Origin of the sequence: Acinetobacter lactucae, from assembly GCF_001605885.1 — a bacterium.
Taxonomy (GTDB): Bacteria; Pseudomonadota; Gammaproteobacteria; order Pseudomonadales; family Moraxellaceae; genus Acinetobacter; species Acinetobacter lactucae.
This window is the reverse complement of the sequence record NZ_LRPE01000004.1, coordinates 184913-202928: the sequence shown is the minus strand read 5'-3', so window position 1 is coordinate 202928 and position 18016 is coordinate 184913. Positions and strand designations below refer to the sequence as shown.

Genomic DNA, 18016 nt, shown 5'->3' with positions numbered 1-18016 from the left:
GGAAAATTAAAAAATTATTTTTTATCATTTGGTAAAATAATTAATTGGTTTTTATTTAAAATAAAATTTAGAAATTGGTAATATCTAAGTAATTGTATTCTATTGAATTAATTTAATTTTAAAATATTTAAGATAATTAATATCTAATATGTTTGATTAAATAATTGTTTTTTAATGTTAAAATTGTTTTGTGTATATCTTATAAATATATTTAATTTTTTAAGAATTTTTTAAGATTCAATTCCTACTGTTTTAGTTGTAATTCAATAAAAGATAATCTGGAGTTCAGTTCCATGAATACTATGAAGTATAGCTATAAACCTAACTACTTTTTCTTTGCTCATAAATTAGTTTTGTTTTTAAAGGATTATCTCATCAAGCATCCGACGGAGCAGCAAACAACGTTTAACCTGCAAACGATTTATGACATCTTTAGCCATGATCTTGCTTCGAGTACGACAAACCTTGAAGGGATCTTAAATATTGCAGATGAATATGTCTTTGAAACAGAAGATGGTTTACTTCCATTAATTAGTAAGCATTCGGTCAATCTCAAAAATCATGTGCTTTCTTTAGAGTTTTCACCGCAGGCTTTGGCAAGTCTATTGTCAGGTCGTACGTTGGTAAATCCTAAAGCAGCCTAGATTTTCTTTTAAGGTAGAGTGAACTCATATAAAATTCATAAAATTTATTTTTAAGAGTTATTTATGAGTAAAGACTTTAAAGCTTTAACTTATATTGCGGATGATAATATAGCAGATACAGTAACTTGGCTCTTACATCATCAAGATGTTTTTGATTCTTTTAATTTTGATGTGTTGAGCCAAGAATTCACAGTAATGCATGCAGCAGGAAAGGATATTATTCGAGTCGGAACCTTTCTGAATGCTACTTACGGAATATTAGTAACTTCTATATAAATGAAAAAAGCCCTGAATGATCAGGGCTTTTAAATTTTCTACTTTGAGTTAAGCACTCATTGCATCTACTGATAAATCAGCAACTGTTGGCTTTGGTTTTTCAGCCGTTAAACCTAATTTATTAAATAAAGCTTGGTCTTTACCTTCACCGGCATTTGGTGTGGTCAGTAATTTATCCCCAGAGAATAATGAGTTTGCGCCTGCCATAAATGCTAATGCTTGATCTGAATCACTTAATGATTCGCGGCCCGCAGAGAGACGGATATAACTATGCGGCATGATAATACGCGCAACAGCAATAGTACGAATCCACTCAATAACATCAAGCTTTTCAACATCGGCTAAAGGTGTTCCTTCAATAGGAACAAGCATATTGATTGGCACAGATTCAGGATGAATTGGTAGGGTAGCGAGTTCATGTAATAAACCAATTCGGTCTTCACGACTTTCGCCTAAACCCACAATACCGCCACTACAAACTTTCATACCAGCTTGACGAACATAATCAAGTGTATTTAAACGATCATCAAAAGTACGGGTACTAATGATGTGAGAATAATACTCGCGAGATGTATCTAGATTGTGGTTGTAATAATCTAAACCAGCAACTTTTAGGCGTTCTGCTTGAGATTGGTTAAGCATACCTAAAGTCATACAGGTTTCCATACCTAATGCTTTAACTTCGCGTACCATTTCTAAAACATAAGGCATATCGCGCTCATGTGGGTTACGCCAAGCAGCACCCATACAAAAACGTGAAGAACCTGAATCTTTTGCAGCTTTCGCTTCGCTAATCACTTTTTCAACAGCAATACGTTTTTCTGCTTCTAGTTTTGATTCGTAATGTACCGATTGTGAGCAATATTTGCAATCTTCAGGACATTTACCCGTTTTAATAGATAAAAGGGTACTGACCTGAATTGAATTGGCAGTGAAGTGCTCACGATGTACTTGTTGAGCCTTGAAAACTAAATCCAAAAAAGGTTGTTCATATAAAGCTTGGATTTCTTCACGATTCCAATCATTACGTAGAGTCATTGTCATATCCATGATGATGGCATTAATTCACTACACATAATCATACAGAATTCGTATTAAAGCTATAGGGCAAAAAACATCATTTTTTTAATTTGATGACTGAACTTGGCTGAGTTGTTGTTCAATTGCCCAATCAATATGCACATTGACAATTTCGTCATGTAAATTTTTGCCATTTTGTAGTTGATCTACAATTTCTTTTGAATAAGGAGCATTTCCTAATCCGATTGCAATATTACGTTTAAATGATTGATAACCTGTCCGGCGGATAGGGCTACCTTCTGTATTGGCTAAAAAAGTGGCTTCATCCCACTGCCAGATATCAAGCAGACTAATATGATCTAGTCCATGCCTAGGGTTGAAATCGGTAATAGAAGCTTTTTTTGCAAAGCTATTCCATGGGCAGATTAACTGACAGTCATCACAACCAAAAATTCGATTACCAATTCCTGCACGTAGTTCTTCAGCAATAATTCCTTTATATTCGATAGTTAAATAAGCAATACAACGTCTTGCATCTAGCATGTAAGGCTCGACAATTGCTTGCGTCGGGCAAATATCAATACAAGCGCTACAAGAACCGCAATGTGCTGTTGCAGGCTCATCAAAAGGTAGGTCGAGTGATGTAAATAGCTCACCTAATACGAAAAAAGAACCTGACTTTTTATGAATGAGCAAAGTATGTTTACCTGTCCAACCCATTCCAGCACTTTCAGCTAATGATTTTTCAAAAATAGGCGCCGAGTCTGCAAAAGGGCGAGATTCAAAATCGCCGACTTTTTCACGAATTCGTGTTGCTAGCGTTTTCAATCTACCACGCATGACTTTATGGTAATCACGGCCACGTGCATAACGGGCGATAATGGCAGAGTTTGGTTCGAAAGGCACATATCGGGGTTTTGGAGATTCCACAAGATAATTCATACGGACACAAATAATACTTTTTGTGCCAGGCACTAATAGTGTTGGATCAGCTCGTTTTTCTAGATTTTCTTCTAAATAGGTCATATCTGCATGATAACCACGTTCAAGATACTCTAAAAAACGTGGCATTTGCTCTTGAGCATCTGGTTTTGCGATGACACAATCAGCAAAACCCAAGTCTAATGCTTGAGCTTTGATCCATGCTTTTAATTCATGCGGATCAAGTTGTTGCACTGCAATGCGTGATGTGTCGGAAGATGTCATAAACCAAAATGCAAGAGGATAATAATATGCAGGCGGTAGTTTACCATAGCGATGATATTCGAGCATGGGAGCAGCGTTGGTTTGCTGCACAAAACTCTTCATTAGGCTTAATGCAACAAGCAGCTTGGTCAATTGCTCAGCAGCTTATTGAACTTTTTAAAGATCAGACTATCAATAATATTGCTGTTTGGTGCGGGCAAGGCAATAACGCAGGTGATGGTTACTTTATAGCAAGTTACCTTAAACAAGCTGGATTTCAGGTTGAAATATTTGCAGCTCAATTGGGTGAATCAACCGATTTACATTGTGCAGCCCAATTTGCTAGAGAGCAGAAAGTCGAAATTCATTCAAATTTTAATGTAAAAAGAACATTTGATTGTCATATTGATGCGTTATTTGGCATAGGTTTAAATCGCGAATTAAATAGTGATTGGCAACAAGTAATTCAAAAGTTTAATGAACAATTGGGCCTAAAAATTTCGATTGATATATCTAGTGGCTTACAAGCAAATACAGGGCAAGTCTTACCTTGTGCAGTGAGAGCTGATCATACCTTTACCGTTTTAGGGCTTAAAGCAGGATTATTCACAGGACTTGGTAAAGAATATGTGGGGCAAGTTCATTTAGTTAATTTAATACCAGTAGATCAAGAGCTGAAACCTCTTGCTTACTTGACGCCAACACATATCAAACTTCCTAAACGTTTGGCATTCGGGCATAAGGGAAGTTACGGACATGTTTTAGTAGTTGGTGGACATGAGCAAATGGGTGGCGCTGTCATTATGGCTGCTGAGGCTGCTTTTCATGCAGGTGCAGGTAAAGTGACGGTGATTTGCCATCGCAACCATCATCAAGCTATTTTGTCACGGGCACCTAATATTATGCTTCGTGATATTAATGCTTTAGATGGAAACAATATTAAAGATATTTTGTCTCAGATCGACGCAGTATGTTTTGGAATGGGGCTAGGGCGTGATGAGCGGGCTAAGCAAATCTATGAGCAATGGTTTAATTTGTTAAATCAGAGTACGCACCTAGAAACTGTTTTAGATGCAGATGCTTTGTGGTTTCTAGCAAAGCATCCTGAAAAATTGGGTGCACATGTTTATGCGACGCCTCATCCGGGAGAAGCTGCTACCTTACTTGGTTCTTCTACAGTGCAAATTGAAAATGACCGCATTGCTGCAATTTATGCATTACAACAAAAATATGCAGGCCAGTGGGTACTTAAAGGAGCGGGTAGCTTAGTTTTAGAGAATAACTTGTATATTTGTACGCAAGGTAATGCTGGTATGGGAACTGGTGGAATGGGTGATGTATTAGCTGGAATGATTGCAAGTCTAAAAGCCCAATTCCACAAAGATATTGCGTTACATGAGATTGTAACCCTTCATGCACAAGCAGGTGACCTTTTAGCTAAAAATGGTATGCGTGGCTTGCAGGCTTTTGAGATGAACCAAGCCATTACTCAGGTTGTAAATCAATAAATTTTTAACGTCTGCGACTGCTAGAGCGACTTCGCCCACGTGCCATACCACCTAAAGCATTTAAAACAGACAGTTTGCTCATACTTCCCGATGCATGAGCATGGCAGATGGCAGCAGCAAGGGCATCGGCTGCGTCGGATTGAGGTTTAATCGTCAAATTAAGTAATCGCATGACCATCATTTGAACTTGTTCTTTATCGGCAGCGCCATAACCAACCACAGATTGTTTAATTTGACGGGCAGTATATTCTGCGACTTGTAAATCTAAATTAACTAATGCGGCTATGGCAGCACCACGAGCTTGTCCCAGTTTTAAGGCAGAGTCTGGGTTTTGAGCCATAAAGACTTGCTCAACCGCAGCTTCAGTAGGGCCATGAAATTTTACAATGCGCTCAACGCCAGCAAAAATGCGTTTTAAGCGTTCTGGCATTTCTTGAGTTTCTGTTCGGATTGTACCGGCATCAACAAAACGCAGTTTGCTACCATCTTTTTCAATGATTCCATAACCAGTTAAGCGTGAACCCGGGTCGATTCCAATAATCAATGCCATGTGAAGACTTATATAAGTAATTTAGAGAGTATTGTTACATAGCCAAAACGGTTATGCATGAGTAATTTAAAGAAAGCCGTGATGAATGGTTATTTTTCGGTTTTTATCTTACCCATCTATATTGTTTAAAATCATTTGATGTAATTCTATTTTAATGGAATACTCATCTATAATTTTGGAATTTACGTCTGTGGTAGATGGAAGATATTAATATACGCATTGCGCAGCAAGTACGTGAACTACGTCTAGCGCGTGGATATACGCTAGATGTTCTTGCTAGTCGATGTCAGGTAAGCCGTTCTGCAATTTCACTCATTGAAAGAGGTGAGGCAAGTCCAACTGCAGTTGTCCTTGAAAAGCTGGCAAATGGTTTAGGGGTTCCTTTAACTCAGCTATTCGCCACTTCACAAAATAATCAGTCACCACAACCTATAGCTCGACGTATTCAACAATCAGAATGGAAAGACCCTGAAACAGGATATATTCGCCGTCAAGTCTCTCCTCCAAATTGGAAGTCTCCATTTCAAATTGTTGAAATTGAATTTCCAGCTCATGCCCGAATTACTTATGAAATTAATGAAACCTCTAATGTTGTACAGCAACAACTTTGGGTAGTTGAAGGGCAAATTGATATTCAATTAGGTGAAGCTTGTTATGCTTTAAGCAAAGGAGATTGCTTAGCAATGCAACTCAACCAACCTGTTATATACACTAATAATTCAGCTCAAATCGCTCGCTATATCTTAGTCGTCTCTAGTCAACTCGTATCTGCCGTTAAGGAATCGTTATGATCTATTCCCTCAATTCTAATTTTCGCTTAATTGATTGTAATGAAGCAGAACATGCAGCGGCTATATTAGAGATTCTGAATGAGGCAATTATTAATTCTACAGCACTGTATGATTATGTGCCGCGCTCAATTGATTCAATGAAAACATGGTTTTCAGTCAAAAGAGAACATGGCTTTCCAGTGATTGGTATTGTGGATGAGACAAACAAGTTATTGGGTTTTGCGAGTTGGGGAACCTTTAGAGCTTTTCCTGCCTATAAATATACTGTTGAACATAGTATTTATATTCATCATGAACATCGTGGCAGCGGATTAAGCAAAATTCTAATGCAAGAATTGATTAAGCGCGCTCAAGAGGCTGATCTACATGTATTGATAGGTTGTATCGATGCAACTAACCAAGCGAGTATCGGTTTACATGAAAAAATGGGTTTTATCCATGCCGGTACTTTTAAGCAAGTCGGTTTTAAATTTGGCCAATGGTTAGATGCTGCTTTCTATCAGTTAAATTTAAATACACCGCATGCGCCAGTTGACGGATAAATAATAAGGTTTTCAAATTTCAAGTTTAATAAAACAACCCAGTTTATAAGGATGAATATAAGCTGGGCTATAAAGTTCAAATTATAAAATACCTAGCTGCTCTAATCCTTTATAAGCAATTTCTTTTCGAATAGAACTAGGTGTTCCTTTTTTCATTTCTAAATTGAGTGAGAATGCTACAATTTCTCCTTGTGGTTGAACGACCCAGCCTGTGAACCATCCCACTTGAGGCTCCACATCCCATCCCCAACCGCTTTTAGCGTAAATTTTACGTCCATTTTTTTCTTCTATGAACACCATAGATTGAACTTGTTCTTGTACATTTTTGCTAAAGGGAAGAGTTTTGTGGGCTAATTCATAAGCAAACTGTGCTTCCTGTTGAGGCGTAATTTTGAGGGGACCAACAAGCCAAAAATTATCTACTTTTGAACCAATATCAGAATTACCGAAACCAATACGCTTAACCTCTTTGGATATAAGATCAAGGCCAATTCGTCGAGCTAGTTCTTGATATACAGGAATAGCAGAAGCTTTCATTGCATCGCCTAAGGTCATATCTTTTTCCCAATCAGGAAACAAACGCTTTTGCCCGTCCCATTTAAACACTTCTGTTGTTGTTGCTTTATGATGTTCAAGACCAATTAAAGCATTTAACATTTTAAAGGTAGAGGCGGGAACATATTCGGTTGATGCTCTTTTAAGATCATTGCCATAAATTTCCTCTGTCTTTCCGCGCTTAATAACCAAAACACCAGTGGTCTGTGCTTGATCAAACAGTGATTTAATTTCTTCTGAATTTTTATGAGTAGAAATAGCGTGTATTTGATGCTGTTGTACTGTATTGAAAGAACATGCTGACAAAAATATGGTACTAATAGCAAGGAAAAGAGCTTTTTTAGTCATAAGTCTATTTAGGCTTAAAAGTATTATTCTTTAATTTAACTTGAATGGAGATGCTTTTAGATAGAGAAAATGTAAGCTATTGGGATAAGCTGACATTTAAGTATCGATTTTTTAAATTCTTTAAAAACAATACATATTCAAAAAAGCTAAGACTTTTTATTTGACTAAAAACTGCTTGTGAGAGAACGATACTGCTTAAATAGAGTAAAAAAATTAAAATCTGATAAAAGACACACTTGATAAACCTGATATAGCACTCATTAATAATAAAGCATGTTTGTTTTTATCGAGTTAAAATCAAATGTACTCTAGTATTGCAGACTCTGGCTGATTCGATAGGGTTGGGGTAAATAAAACTGCAATGAATTTTCTTTTTGAGATAGATAAAGTTTTACATGAATTTACTTCTTATTGTAGTTCTGGGCGCGATTGTTGAAATTGCCGTATGGATTGGTGTAGCACAGTTCATCAGTGGATGGTATGTGTTCTTTTGGTTCATTCTTGCTTTCTTTATTGGTTTGGGGCTTATTCGCAGAAGTACTGCTGGTATTATGCCTCAATTACAGCAAATGCAGATGACCGGCCAACTCGGTAATGACCCGGCAGTAACTAAAAAACTTGCTTTTGCTTTTGCAGGTTTTTTATTGATGTTACCAGGTCTTGTTTCTGATGTATTAGCGGTTTTGATTTTGATCCCTGGTGTTCAAACTGCTTTCCGTAATATGGCGATGAGAACTCTCGCAAAACGCCAACAGGCTATGATGGATAAAATGATGGGTGGCATGAGCGGTAATATGGGCGGACAAAACCCATTTGCTGATTTAATGCGCCAAATGCAGGATATGCAGAATCAACAAGGCGGGGGAAGTCAAGGTCAATACCGTGATTCAAGCATTATTGATGGAGAAGCACGTGAAGTCACTCCAGAACATAAGAAAATTGAACATAAAAATAAGGATTAATGAATGCCTTATCTAAAGGCCTAAACCTCTAAAGTTTAGGCCTTTTTTATTTTAAGAAGATATAACTTATTTAGTAAGAGATTCAGTCACAACAGAATCTGTTTGAGCCAATTCAGTTGGGTTTTCTTGTGGTTTTGTTTGAGGTTGGTATTTGTTTGAAGCTAAGGCTGTTTGCTTATTTTCAGATTGTTGATAACCTCGGCTTCGGTTGGCTCGTTCGCGAAAGCCACCTTTATTAATGAGCTTTGTGTGTGACATGCATTTGCCTAAAATGTGAGATTATTCGCTTATTTTAGCAAATTTGGCAAAATATCAAAATAAGAAAAATAGTTCTAGAAAAATAATATTTAAATTAAGTATTTGTTTTTAATTTATATTTTTTTATTGACTCAATTGTTCATCTAGATTGAATTATCTATTCATTTCACATAGGATAAATATAAAGGATGTATAAATTAAAAAATGTAGCAAACCTATTAAAACAACAACGGTTGAAATGAGGGAAGGAGGGTTACCTATGCTATATCAATACCATTGTGCGTGTTGCGACAAAGTTGTGGCATCGACTGATAAATCATGTCCATATTGTGGTTCACAACATATTCGAAGCCCGTATGGCTTATGGATGTTTTGTGTGATGGCTTGTCTAGCTGTTGTCGTCGTATTTAAAGTTGTGCATATCTATATCCAGAATCATCAAGATACTCCAACGCAGTCAACTTTACTGGATGTATTAAATCAGGATGATAAAACGACAAGACAATAGACTTTGATTACAGCTACAAATGATATGGCGTCAAGGATGATTGCTAGAAGATTAAACCCTACATACATAAAACTTGAACTATAAATAAAAAAGCCCGCTCAATGGCGGGCTTTTTTACAATTTTATTTTAGAGTCCAGCAGCATCTTTAAGGGCATCAACTTTATCAGTTTTTTCCCATGTAAATGCAGTGTCTGAACCTTCGCGACCAAAGTGACCATAAGCCGCAGTTTGTTTGTACATTGGTTGAAGAAGATCCAACATGCGAGTAATACCAAACGGTCTTAAATCGAAATGATCACGTACAAGTTGAATAATCAACTCATCAGAAACTTTTGCTGTACCAAAGGTATTAATTGAAATTGAAGTAGGTTCTGCTACACCAATTGCGTAACTCACTTGAATTTCACATTTGTCAGCAAGACCCGCAGCTACAATATTTTTTGCAACATAGCGACCAGCATACGCAGCCGAACGGTCAACTTTAGATGGATCTTTACCAGAGAAAGCACCACCGCCGTGACGAGCCATACCGCCGTATGTATCAACAATAATTTTACGACCTGTTAAACCACAGTCACCTACAGGACCGCCAATAACGAACATACCTGTTGGGTTAATGTGAAACTTAGTAGCTGCATGGAACATTTCAGCAGGGATGATCGGTTTGATAATTTCTTCAATAACTGCTTCTTTAAGCTGGCTTTGAGAAATTTCAGGATCGTGCTGAGTAGATAAAACAACAGCATCTAGACGTACAGGCTTGCCATTTTCATAGGCAAAAGTAACTTGGCTTTTTGCATCTGGGCGTAACCATGGAAGGGCACCAGAACGACGTAGTTCAGCTTGACGCTCCATTAAGCGGTGAGCATAAGAAATCGGCGCAGGCATAAGCACGTCTGTTTCACGGCTTGCATAACCGAACATTAGACCTTGGTCACCAGCACCTTGATCTTCTGGTTTTTGACGGTCTACACCTTGAGCAATTTCAGGTGATTGTTTACCAATCATATTGATTACAGCACACGTTGATCCATCAAAGCCAAGATCAGAGTGGTGGTAACCAATACCGTTAACAGTATTACGAACAACAGCTTCAACATCAATATTAGCAGTCGTTGTGACTTCACCTGCAAGTACAACAGCGCCTGTTTTTACCAGTGTTTCACAAGCAACACGTGCGTATGGGTCTTCTTTTAAGATTGCATCCAAAATAGCGTCGCTAATTTGGTCGGCCATTTTATCGGGATGACCTTCGCTTACAGATTCCGAGGTAAAAACAGCGTACTCGCGCATGAAAGTCCTATCTTGGTTATTTCAAAAGACATAATATGTTACATCGACTTGAGCTTGAGGACCAGTTCATACTGACTAAAAAGCATGAATTTATTTCATTTATAGTGTGTTTTAATTGATAAGTGTATTAGTAAAATTGATATATAAAGCTTTAATTTAAAGTATTTATATTTTAACAACTTGTTGCTAGTGTGTTTTTTAAACATATAACTTAATAAAAATCTTAAATATCAGAATTTGAATTTTAAAGTAAAGAAACATGATCAACGCATACAAGATTGGCTAAATATTTTATCCACTATCAAAAGCTAACAAGATAAATACTCTTACATTTAGTCGTTGTGCAGAAAAATGAACACTGTTTTGTATAACTTAAAGATTCAAATGTTTTTTGTGTAACCAAGAAACGGTTAAAAATAAAGAAATATACCTTGTTGGGGTTTACCCTAAGCCTTTTTTTTAAGACAATATAGCGGCATTGAATGGTTATTCATCTTCTTCTTTTCATCAATCTATTAAAATTGGATTCTGATCTATGACGACCCCTTTAAACGAACGTCGTATTGCAAATGCAATTCGTGTATTGGCAATGGATGCTGTGCAACAGGCAAACTCAGGGCATCCAGGTGCTCCAATGGGGATGGCAGATATTGCTGATGTCGTCTGGCGTGAGTTTTTAAATCACAACCCAACAAATCCACAATGGGCTAACCGTGACCGTTTCGTTTTATCAAATGGCCATGGCTCAATGTTGCAATACGCTTTGCTTCATTTAACAGGTTATGATCTTTCAATTGAAGATTTAAAACAGTTCCGTCAATTGCATTCTAGAACTCCTGGTCACCCTGAATATGGCTATGCACCGGGTGTAGAGACGACAACTGGTCCTTTAGGTCAAGGTATTGCTAATGCTGTTGGTTTTGCTTTAGCAGAAAAAACATTGGCTGCTCAATTTAATAAAGATGATTTAAAAGTTGTTGACCATTTCACTTACTGTTTCTTAGGTGATGGCTGTTTAATGGAAGGTATTTCTCACGAAGTATGTTCTTTAGCTGGCACATTACAACTTGGTAAATTGATTGCTTATTATGATGATAATGGCATTTCAATTGATGGTGAAGTAGAAGGCTGGTTCAGCGACGATACAGAAGAGCGTTTCAAAGCTTATGGTTGGCAAGTTCTTCGTGTAGATGGTCATGACGCTGATGCGATTCGTCAAGCGACAATCGAAGCAAAAGCTGAAACTCAAAAACCAACAATCATTATGTGTAAAACGATTATTGGTTTAGGTTCACCAAATAAACAAGGTAAAGAAGACTGTCATGGTGCGCCATTAGGTAAAGATGAGATTACTTTAACTCGTGAAGCGTTAGGTTGGAACGAAGAAGCATTTGTTATTCCTGCTGATGTATATGCTGCATGGGATGCAAAAGCAAAAGGTAGTGAATCTGAAGCAGCTTGGAATGCGGTATTTGCACAATATCAAGCAAAATACCCAACTGAAGCGGCTGAGTTACTTCGTCGTATCAGTGGTGACCTACCCGCAGAATTTGCAGCGCAAGCAGATGCTTTCATTCGTGAAACAAATGCGAAAGGCGAGACAATCGCAACACGTAAAGCAAGCCAAAATACATTACAAGCGTTTGGTCCTTTATTACCTGAACTGTTAGGTGGTTCTGCTGACTTAGCGGGTTCTAACTTAACACTTTGGAAAGGTTGCCAAGGTATTCAAGAAAACCCAGCGGGTAACTATGTATACTATGGCGTACGTGAATTTGGTATGACTGCAATCGCTAATGGCATTGCATTACATGGTGGTTTCGTTCCTTACGTTGCAACATTCTTAATGTTTATGGAATATGCACGTAATGCAGTACGTATGTCTGCATTAATGAAACAACGTGTAATTCATGTTTATACACATGACTCAATTGGTCTAGGTGAAGATGGTCCAACTCACCAACCGATTGAACAAATTGCTTCATTACGTGGTACACCTAACTTAAATACATGGCGTCCTGCAGATACTGTAGAAACTGCAATTGCTTGGAAATCTGCTTTAGAACGCAAAGACGGTCCTACAGCACTTATTTTCTCTCGTCAAAACTTACCATTCCAAACACGTTCTGAAGAGCAAATTCAAAACGCTGCGAAAGGTGGTTATGTACTTGCTCAAGAAAAAGGCGAATTAAAAGTAATTATTATTGCAACTGGTTCTGAAATTTCTTTAGCAATGGAAGCTTATGCACAACTTGAAGGTGTGCGTGTAGTTTCTATGCCATGTGCAGAAGAGTTTATGAAGCAAGATGCTGCATACCGTGAAGCAGTATTACCAGCTCATATCCGTGCGCGTGTTGCTGTTGAAGCGGCTCATGTTGACTATTGGTGGAAGTTCGTTGGTCTTGATGGCAAAGTAATTGGTATGACAACTTATGGTGAGTCAGCACCAGCAAAAGACTTGTTCCAATTCTTCGGTATTACAACTGAAGCTGTAGTTGCTGCGGTAAAAGAGTTAACTGCTTAAATATTAAAGTAGTGTAAAAAAGCGCTCTATTTAGAGCGCTTTTTTATTTGAGAAGTTAAATAGTGAGTTCTGTTTGGATATTAATCTGAGAGGTTAATAACTTATGAATAGGGCAATTTTCTGCAACTTTTAGTAATCGCTTATGCTGGTCTTCAGTAAATTCACCTTTGAGTGTGATTTTTCGTTCAATATTATTTTGGCTTTTCTCAGGTTCACCATTTGGGTTTAATGCTAAATCCACCTGAACATGATCAATTTTGATACCTTTAAGATTCGCATACATCTCTAAAGTAATGGTGGTACAAGCACCTAAAGCAGATAATAAAATCTGAACCGGGTTCGGAGCTGTATCTTGTCCACCTTTATCATTTGGTTCATCTGCAAACCATTGATGACCTGCAGGATCGGTGAGAGTTACTCGATATGGGGTAGAAGTACTTTGTGCTTGAGCAGTATTAGCCATGTTTTACCTTATTATTAATCAATAAATTTGAAGTAAAAACGAAAGTCTAGAATTCGGACACGGTATGACAGTACCGCTACTTTATAATATTAGTTTTAAATAATAACTGTAACGCTTTTATTGTTGCATGGATGAAACATATCGTTTTATAAAGAATGGTGAATTAAATTACTTGATGTATACACTAACGACTATATCAATAAAGGATACGAAAAATGCATCTTAAAACATTAAGCTTCGGTTTAGCAGTAGCATTGGCTAGTTCAGTTACTTTAGCTGCACCAGTAGACTATAAAATTGACCCAACACATACAGCTACTGTTTTCTCATGGAATCACTTTGGTTTTTCTACTCCAAGCGCTAACTTCTCGGATATCCAAGGTGTAATTAAAGTTGATAATGCTAAACCAGCAAACTCATCTGTAAATGTAACTATTCCTTTAAGTAGCGTAAACACAAACGTACCTGCTTTAGATAAAGAGTTCCAAGAAGAAGCTTGGTTTAATGCTGCTAAATATCCAAATATTACATTTAAAAGTACTAAAGTTGAAACCAAAGACAAAAAGCACTTTAAAATTACTGGTGACTTAACTGTTAAAGGCGTAACTAAGCCAGTTGTACTTGACGCTGTTTTAAACAAGCAAGGCGAGCACCCAATGGCTAAAGTTCCAGCAATTGGTTTTAATGCTACAACTTCATTCAAGCGTTCTGACTTTGGTTTAGGAAGTTATGTGCCGAACGTGGGTGATAAGATCACTGTAAACATTACGACAGAAGCAACTGCCGCTAATGCAGCTAAAAAATAAGTTATAAGTTTCTAAAAAAGCTCTCAGATATGAGGGCTTTTTTTATTTAGACGGGCTCTTTTTTATCTGGGTCTATAAATACTAAGGGTGCTGAAGGATCGATATTTCTTTTCAGAGATTTTTCTCTCAAGAACTGGTAAGTAGGCATTTTTCTTTTTGCCTGATCGCGCAGCTTCTTTTTAATATAAAGCACCAGAGCAAAACACGTGGTTGCAACAGTCAGCATCATGCCATTCATATAGCTCATGATTGAGCTTACATAGCCAATAGTCGTTAAACGATGCATCATACGTTCAACTTGAGTGCTACTTTCAATGCCAGTAATTGCCCAGCTACATAGATGTTCACAGTTATTAATAATTAGATGATAGTGATTTTCATGCATACGTGAACGCATTCGGCGAACGACAATCTTCCCTTTATAACGCGGTTTGTCATAAGAGCGGACGTGTATTTTTTTGCCATGCGAGAATGCGTCTATTGAGGTGATTTCAATTGGGTGTTTTTTGATGAAATGAGCTAAGCCAGAATAATGGATAACTCGACCTCTCCCTGCATATATACCATGATGGCTATAGCCGAGATGCTTTACGATGAGGTGAGCCCCTAAAGGGTAGCTCTTATTCGGTTGTTGCATGCTTACGCTGATCCAATAAAGTGTAAATGGCTTTTATTGAGCTGTTAAACATTATAACCAATATCAGCAATTTGGAGTGTATTGATTCGGTCGAATGAATGAGTTTGATGCATATCCAATCTATTCATATTGCTTGTATATAATTTAGTTACTTAATATGAAGGAAAAATGTCATGTCAGGTATTGTTAAATGAAATGGGTCATCGGGTGTTTAGCTTTATATGGGCTTTTGTTTCAATCCGCATATGCTATAGAACACCAGCAAGTTAAAACGGTAGAAGGTGATCAATTTGATGTGGTTGCAATCAGCGATTTTAAAGCATTACGCCTATTTTTAAAAAATCCTCATAATCAGCGATATTACAAAAGCTTTAACAATGTTCAGCAACAATTAAAACAGTGCGAACAGCTTAGTTTTGCAATGAATGCAGGGATGTTTCATCCAGGATTTTCTCCAGTAGGTTTGTATGTTGAACGAGCCAAAGTGATTCAGTCTTTAAATGAAAATAAAGAAGGAGGAAATTTCTTTTTACAGCCGAATGGTATATTGGCTTGGAGCAAAAAACAGGCCTTTGTGTTAACCACACAACAATATAACCGAAAAAATTTGAAAGTTGATTATGCAACTCAATCTGGTCCCATGTTAGTTATTGATGGGAAAATAAATTCTATTTTTATACCTGACTCTCAATCAAAGAAAATTCGTAATGGTGTTGGTATTCGAAATAATAGACTCTATTTTGTAATATCGAAAAATAGGGTGAATTTCTATAATTTTGCCCATTTTTTTCAAAGAAATCTTAAAGTAGAGCAGGCTTTATATCTGGATGGTTCTATATCTAGTTTATATATGCAAAAGAACAACCGGAATGACCAGCAATTTCAAATGGGGCCAATGGTGGGCTGGATAGATCAGTCGGGTTGTGTGAATTAAAGTAAAATATAAAAAAGCCAGTACAAGACTGGCTTTTTAATTAATGAATAGATGGTTTTTGAGTGACGACTTCATTTAACTCTTTTCGGCTATAACCACGGGAAATAAGAACTCTTTTAATTCCCTTAATGACATCTTCATCTGTTGCTTGTGCTAGCGCACTTAGAAGTTGTTCATTAGTTTTACATGAGCAGTCATTTTCAACACAAGCAGTTTGGTTTTTATGCTCGTTATGCTGTTGATCTGCTAAGAACAGCTTTTGCCAAAAACTCATAGAGCCTTCATATACAACCTAACATAGCTCGAAATATAGCCAATTTAAAATAAAATACAAGACTCTATAAGTGATAAAAGCACCAGTTGAACTCGAGAATTTTCGATGGGAATGCTTGAGTTAAACGAAATTATGACGAACAGATGACTTGATATTTTTTGAAAATTTAAATAGTTAAATAAGAAAACCTTAAAAAATAAGGAGGTAGCTAACCTCCTTATTTCAAATTTTACAATGAAAGATTTTGTTTAAATCTTCTCAAGTAAAACACCAGACTCTACATGATGCGTATAAGGGAACTGATCAAATAAGGCAAATTTAGTCACTCGATGAGTTTGACTGAGAGTTTTTAAATTTTCATATAACGTGTCAGGGTTACATGAAATGTAGATAATACGTTCAAAACCCTGTAATAATTTCAAAGTTTCATCATCAATTCCTGCACGCGGTGGATCTACAAATACCGTGTCAAAGTCATAACTTTGAATATCAATATTTGCTTCTTGTAGACGACGGAATTCTCGTTCACCTTGATAAGCCTGAGTAAACTCTTCAGCCGAGAGACGGGCTACCTGAATATTATCAATCTGGTTCTGTTCAATATTCCATTGAGCTGCATAAACAGATGATTTTGCAAGCTCAGTAGCAAGCACTCGTTCGAACTTTAAAGAGAGTGGAAGTGTAAAATTACCATTACCACAATAAAGTTCTAATAAGTGTTTTTTTGATCCTTCAGCTGCGTCACATGCCCATTGCAGCATTTTTTTGCAAACTTGTGCATTAGGCTGAGTAAAGCTGCTTTCGATTTGTTTATATTTAAATGAACGATTTAAAAGTTCGAATTCTTCAACGACGAAATCATCGCCAATAACAATTTTCTGGCCACGACTACGGCCCATAATTTTAATATCTAATTTATCGGCAAGCACTTTAGCGGCTTGTTCCCATTCTTGATCCAGTTTACGGTGATAAATTAGGGTAACCAACATTTCTCCGCTAAGTGTTGCGAGAAAATCAGCTTCAAATAAACGATTAGAAAGCTTAGGCTCAGCCTTAAGTTCTTCCAAAAGTTTTGGCATTAAATCATTGATGCTTTGATCTGCAATTGGAAACTCATCAATGCGTACAACAGTTTTTTGCTTGTCGTCATCATTACGCTCAAACATGGCATAGAACATATCATTTTCTGTATGCCAGATACGAAATTCAGCACGCATACGGAAATGTTGTTCAGGTGATTCAAACACTTCTAATATAGGTGGTGTAAATTCAGAAAATTGAGTAGTAATGCGGTCAATTTTAGCTTGAAGTTGTTGACGATAAGAAGAGGTCATAGACAAAGAAAATTTAGACAGAATCAAATAGTGAATGGTATCAAAAAAATTGAACTTACAGGAGCCAATTTTAACCAGATATACATAAGAGAAAAGAGGTACCTAAACTAGAGTTGATTTAAAACGCGATTAATAAAATCTGCTTTTATTGTTCTATATTGATCAGGGTCTAAATGATTACACTGTAATTTTAATTGATTATATTCATTGACCAATGTGGGTGATTCTATAAGCTTATTTTTAAATGTTAAGAAAAATGTGAATATTGAATCTGATACTACAATTTGAAAAGCGACATCATCGTCGTTGAGTGACTCGAGCATACAAAGTTCATGTGTTCTTAGTGTATTTGGCTTTTCGATAAAGTTGAGTGTTTTTAGGCGTTCAATTGCGCATTCAAATTGCTCAGGCATAACTTGAATGTAAATATCTAGATCACCTTTAGAAATAGCATTCGGTATAGCGGATGAACCAATATGCTCAATTTTGGCAAATGGTAGAAGGGTGCAAATAGCTTTGTGATATGAATTAAAAAGTTGAGCGCATCTTTGTTGATATTGTTCTGGTTCTAAAAAGACCATTATTAGAATCTCGAATTGATAA

At 36.8% G+C, this 18016-nt stretch carries 21 protein-coding genes; 10 read left to right on the top strand and 11 right to left on the bottom strand.

Features of this window, described 5'->3' with window-relative positions:
• The first annotated feature begins 293 nt into the window (after window positions 1-293).
• Window positions 294-644, top strand: a complete 351-nt coding sequence (locus tag AWW73_RS02170) for a hypothetical protein (protein WP_016145052.1) — start codon at window positions 294-296, stop codon at window positions 642-644.
• A gap of 63 nt (window positions 645-707) precedes the next feature.
• Window positions 708-920 carry a hypothetical protein gene (locus tag AWW73_RS02165; protein ID WP_016145053.1) on the top strand — a complete coding sequence of 71 codons (213 nt, stop codon included), beginning with the start codon at window positions 708-710 and terminating at the stop codon, window positions 918-920.
• Window positions 921-968: 48 nt separating this feature from the next.
• Here the strand turns inward: AWW73_RS02165 and bioB are convergent, their stop codons facing one another.
• Window positions 969-1958: a biotin synthase BioB gene (gene bioB, locus AWW73_RS02160; RefSeq protein WP_062848612.1), complete on the bottom strand. Its 990-nt coding sequence runs from the start codon at window positions 1956-1958 to the stop codon at window positions 969-971.
• A gap of 87 nt (window positions 1959-2045) precedes the next feature.
• Window positions 2046-3146, bottom strand: coding sequence for a tRNA epoxyqueuosine(34) reductase QueG (gene queG, locus AWW73_RS02155; protein WP_062848611.1), 1101 nt, complete (start codon window positions 3144-3146; stop codon window positions 2046-2048).
• A gap of 26 nt (window positions 3147-3172) precedes the next feature.
• Here queG and AWW73_RS02150 point away from each other — a divergent pair, with 26 nt between their 5' ends.
• Window positions 3173-4633, top strand: a complete 1461-nt coding sequence (locus tag AWW73_RS02150; protein ID WP_062848610.1) for an NAD(P)H-hydrate dehydratase — start codon at window positions 3173-3175, stop codon at window positions 4631-4633.
• A 4-nt stretch (window positions 4634-4637) separates the two neighbouring features.
• Here the strand turns inward: AWW73_RS02150 and ruvC are convergent, their stop codons facing one another.
• Window positions 4638-5183, bottom strand: a complete 546-nt coding sequence (gene ruvC / locus AWW73_RS02145; protein ID WP_002121356.1) for a crossover junction endodeoxyribonuclease RuvC — start codon at window positions 5181-5183, stop codon at window positions 4638-4640.
• Between the two features lie 197 nt (window positions 5184-5380).
• Here ruvC and AWW73_RS02140 point away from each other — a divergent pair, with 197 nt between their 5' ends.
• Together AWW73_RS02140 and AWW73_RS02135 are read left to right on the top strand one after the other, a co-directional pair.
• Window positions 5381-5974, top strand: coding sequence for a helix-turn-helix domain-containing protein (locus AWW73_RS02140; RefSeq protein ID WP_062848609.1), 594 nt, complete (start codon window positions 5381-5383; stop codon window positions 5972-5974).
• Window positions 5971-6516: a GNAT family N-acetyltransferase gene (locus AWW73_RS02135; protein ID WP_031948141.1), complete on the top strand. Its 546-nt coding sequence runs from the start codon at window positions 5971-5973 to the stop codon at window positions 6514-6516. Before AWW73_RS02140 ends, AWW73_RS02135 begins: the two co-directional genes overlap by 4 nt.
• 81 nt (window positions 6517-6597) lie before the next feature.
• On the opposite strand, the gene blaOXA is transcribed toward AWW73_RS02135, so the two are convergent.
• Window positions 6598-7419, bottom strand: coding sequence for an OXA-213 family carbapenem-hydrolyzing class D beta-lactamase (gene blaOXA, locus AWW73_RS02130; RefSeq protein ID WP_062848608.1), 822 nt, complete (start codon window positions 7417-7419; stop codon window positions 6598-6600).
• 395 nt (window positions 7420-7814) lie between these two features.
• Here blaOXA and AWW73_RS02125 point away from each other — a divergent pair, with 395 nt between their 5' ends.
• Entirely contained in the window at window positions 7815-8381 is a 567-nt protein-coding gene (locus tag AWW73_RS02125) for an FxsA family protein (protein ID WP_057106445.1), read from the top strand.
• Between the two features lie 66 nt (window positions 8382-8447).
• On the opposite strand, the gene AWW73_RS02120 is transcribed toward AWW73_RS02125, so the two are convergent.
• Complete coding sequence (locus AWW73_RS02120) at window positions 8448-8639, bottom strand: hypothetical protein (RefSeq protein ID WP_016145060.1); 192 nt, start codon at window positions 8637-8639, stop codon at window positions 8448-8450.
• Window positions 8640-8898: 259 nt separating this feature from the next.
• Here AWW73_RS02120 and AWW73_RS19055 point away from each other — a divergent pair, with 259 nt between their 5' ends.
• Window positions 8899-9147: a hypothetical protein gene (locus AWW73_RS19055; RefSeq protein ID WP_002121448.1), complete on the top strand. Its 249-nt coding sequence runs from the start codon at window positions 8899-8901 to the stop codon at window positions 9145-9147.
• 127 nt (window positions 9148-9274) lie between these two features.
• On the opposite strand, the gene metK is transcribed toward AWW73_RS19055, so the two are convergent.
• Entirely contained in the window at window positions 9275-10441 is a 1167-nt protein-coding gene (metK, locus tag AWW73_RS02110) for a methionine adenosyltransferase (RefSeq protein ID WP_062848607.1), read from the bottom strand.
• 535 nt (window positions 10442-10976) lie between these two features.
• Between metK and tkt the strand changes: the two genes are divergently transcribed.
• Window positions 10977-12965 (top strand): transketolase, encoded by a 1989-nt coding sequence (gene tkt, locus AWW73_RS02105; RefSeq protein WP_062848606.1) that lies wholly within the window; start codon window positions 10977-10979, stop codon window positions 12963-12965.
• A gap of 55 nt (window positions 12966-13020) precedes the next feature.
• On the opposite strand, the gene AWW73_RS02100 is transcribed toward tkt, so the two are convergent.
• Window positions 13021-13428 carry an OsmC family protein gene (locus AWW73_RS02100; RefSeq protein WP_062848605.1) on the bottom strand — a complete coding sequence of 136 codons (408 nt, stop codon included), beginning with the start codon at window positions 13426-13428 and terminating at the stop codon, window positions 13021-13023.
• 215 nt (window positions 13429-13643) lie between these two features.
• Here AWW73_RS02100 and AWW73_RS02095 point away from each other — a divergent pair, with 215 nt between their 5' ends.
• On the top strand, window positions 13644-14234 hold the full coding sequence (locus AWW73_RS02095; RefSeq protein WP_002121395.1) for a YceI family protein: 591 nt from the start codon (window positions 13644-13646) through the stop codon (window positions 14232-14234).
• A 46-nt stretch (window positions 14235-14280) separates the two neighbouring features.
• Here the strand turns inward: AWW73_RS02095 and AWW73_RS02090 are convergent, their stop codons facing one another.
• Window positions 14281-14871: a lecithin retinol acyltransferase family protein gene (locus AWW73_RS02090; protein ID WP_062848604.1), complete on the bottom strand. Its 591-nt coding sequence runs from the start codon at window positions 14869-14871 to the stop codon at window positions 14281-14283.
• A gap of 190 nt (window positions 14872-15061) precedes the next feature.
• Here AWW73_RS02090 and AWW73_RS02085 point away from each other — a divergent pair, with 190 nt between their 5' ends.
• Complete coding sequence (locus AWW73_RS02085; protein ID WP_062848603.1) at window positions 15062-15805, top strand: phosphodiester glycosidase family protein; 744 nt, start codon at window positions 15062-15064, stop codon at window positions 15803-15805.
• Between the two features lie 40 nt (window positions 15806-15845).
• Here AWW73_RS02085 and AWW73_RS02080 read toward each other — a convergent pair whose 3' ends face one another.
• From AWW73_RS02080 to AWW73_RS02070, 3 genes are all read right to left on the bottom strand, one after another.
• On the bottom strand, window positions 15846-16079 hold the full coding sequence (locus AWW73_RS02080; RefSeq protein ID WP_016145066.1) for a hypothetical protein: 234 nt from the start codon (window positions 16077-16079) through the stop codon (window positions 15846-15848).
• Between the two features lie 248 nt (window positions 16080-16327).
• Window positions 16328-17413: a tRNA (uridine(54)-C5)-methyltransferase TrmA gene (gene trmA / locus AWW73_RS02075; protein WP_062848602.1), complete on the bottom strand. Its 1086-nt coding sequence runs from the start codon at window positions 17411-17413 to the stop codon at window positions 16328-16330.
• Window positions 17414-17520: 107 nt separating this feature from the next.
• Window positions 17521-17994 (bottom strand): GrpB family protein, encoded by a 474-nt coding sequence (locus tag AWW73_RS02070; protein WP_062848601.1) that lies wholly within the window; start codon window positions 17992-17994, stop codon window positions 17521-17523.
• Window positions 17995-18016: the final 22 nt, after the last annotated feature.

Coding starts and splice junctions, on each gene's coding strand:
- AWW73_RS02170 (WP_016145052.1), top strand. CDS start 294: ATGAATACTATGAAGTATAGCTATAAACCTAACTACTTTTTCTTTGCT.
- AWW73_RS02165 (WP_016145053.1), top strand. CDS start 708: ATGAGTAAAGACTTTAAAGCTTTAACTTATATTGCGGATGATAATATA.
- bioB (WP_062848612.1), bottom strand. CDS start 1,958: ATGACTCTACGTAATGATTGGAATCGTGAAGAAATCCAAGCTTTATAT.
- queG (WP_062848611.1), bottom strand. CDS start 3,146: ATGACATCTTCCGACACATCACGCATTGCAGTGCAACAACTTGATCCG.
- AWW73_RS02150 (WP_062848610.1), top strand. CDS start 3,173: ATGCAGGCGGTAGTTTACCATAGCGATGATATTCGAGCATGGGAGCAG.
- ruvC (WP_002121356.1), bottom strand. CDS start 5,183: ATGGCATTGATTATTGGAATCGACCCGGGTTCACGCTTAACTGGTTAT.
- AWW73_RS02140 (WP_062848609.1), top strand. CDS start 5,381: ATGGAAGATATTAATATACGCATTGCGCAGCAAGTACGTGAACTACGT.
- AWW73_RS02135 (WP_031948141.1), top strand. CDS start 5,971: ATGATCTATTCCCTCAATTCTAATTTTCGCTTAATTGATTGTAATGAA.
- blaOXA (WP_062848608.1), bottom strand. CDS start 7,419: ATGACTAAAAAAGCTCTTTTCCTTGCTATTAGTACCATATTTTTGTCA.
- AWW73_RS02125 (WP_057106445.1), top strand. CDS start 7,815: ATGAATTTACTTCTTATTGTAGTTCTGGGCGCGATTGTTGAAATTGCC.
- AWW73_RS02120 (WP_016145060.1), bottom strand. CDS start 8,639: ATGTCACACACAAAGCTCATTAATAAAGGTGGCTTTCGCGAACGAGCC.
- AWW73_RS19055 (WP_002121448.1), top strand. CDS start 8,899: ATGCTATATCAATACCATTGTGCGTGTTGCGACAAAGTTGTGGCATCG.
- metK (WP_062848607.1), bottom strand. CDS start 10,441: ATGCGCGAGTACGCTGTTTTTACCTCGGAATCTGTAAGCGAAGGTCAT.
- tkt (WP_062848606.1), top strand. CDS start 10,977: ATGACGACCCCTTTAAACGAACGTCGTATTGCAAATGCAATTCGTGTA.
- AWW73_RS02100 (WP_062848605.1), bottom strand. CDS start 13,428: ATGGCTAATACTGCTCAAGCACAAAGTACTTCTACCCCATATCGAGTA.
- AWW73_RS02095 (WP_002121395.1), top strand. CDS start 13,644: ATGCATCTTAAAACATTAAGCTTCGGTTTAGCAGTAGCATTGGCTAGT.
- AWW73_RS02090 (WP_062848604.1), bottom strand. CDS start 14,871: ATGCAACAACCGAATAAGAGCTACCCTTTAGGGGCTCACCTCATCGTA.
- AWW73_RS02085 (WP_062848603.1), top strand. CDS start 15,062: ATGAAATGGGTCATCGGGTGTTTAGCTTTATATGGGCTTTTGTTTCAA.
- AWW73_RS02080 (WP_016145066.1), bottom strand. CDS start 16,079: ATGAGTTTTTGGCAAAAGCTGTTCTTAGCAGATCAACAGCATAACGAG.
- trmA (WP_062848602.1), bottom strand. CDS start 17,413: ATGACCTCTTCTTATCGTCAACAACTTCAAGCTAAAATTGACCGCATT.
- AWW73_RS02070 (WP_062848601.1), bottom strand. CDS start 17,994: ATGGTCTTTTTAGAACCAGAACAATATCAACAAAGATGCGCTCAACTT.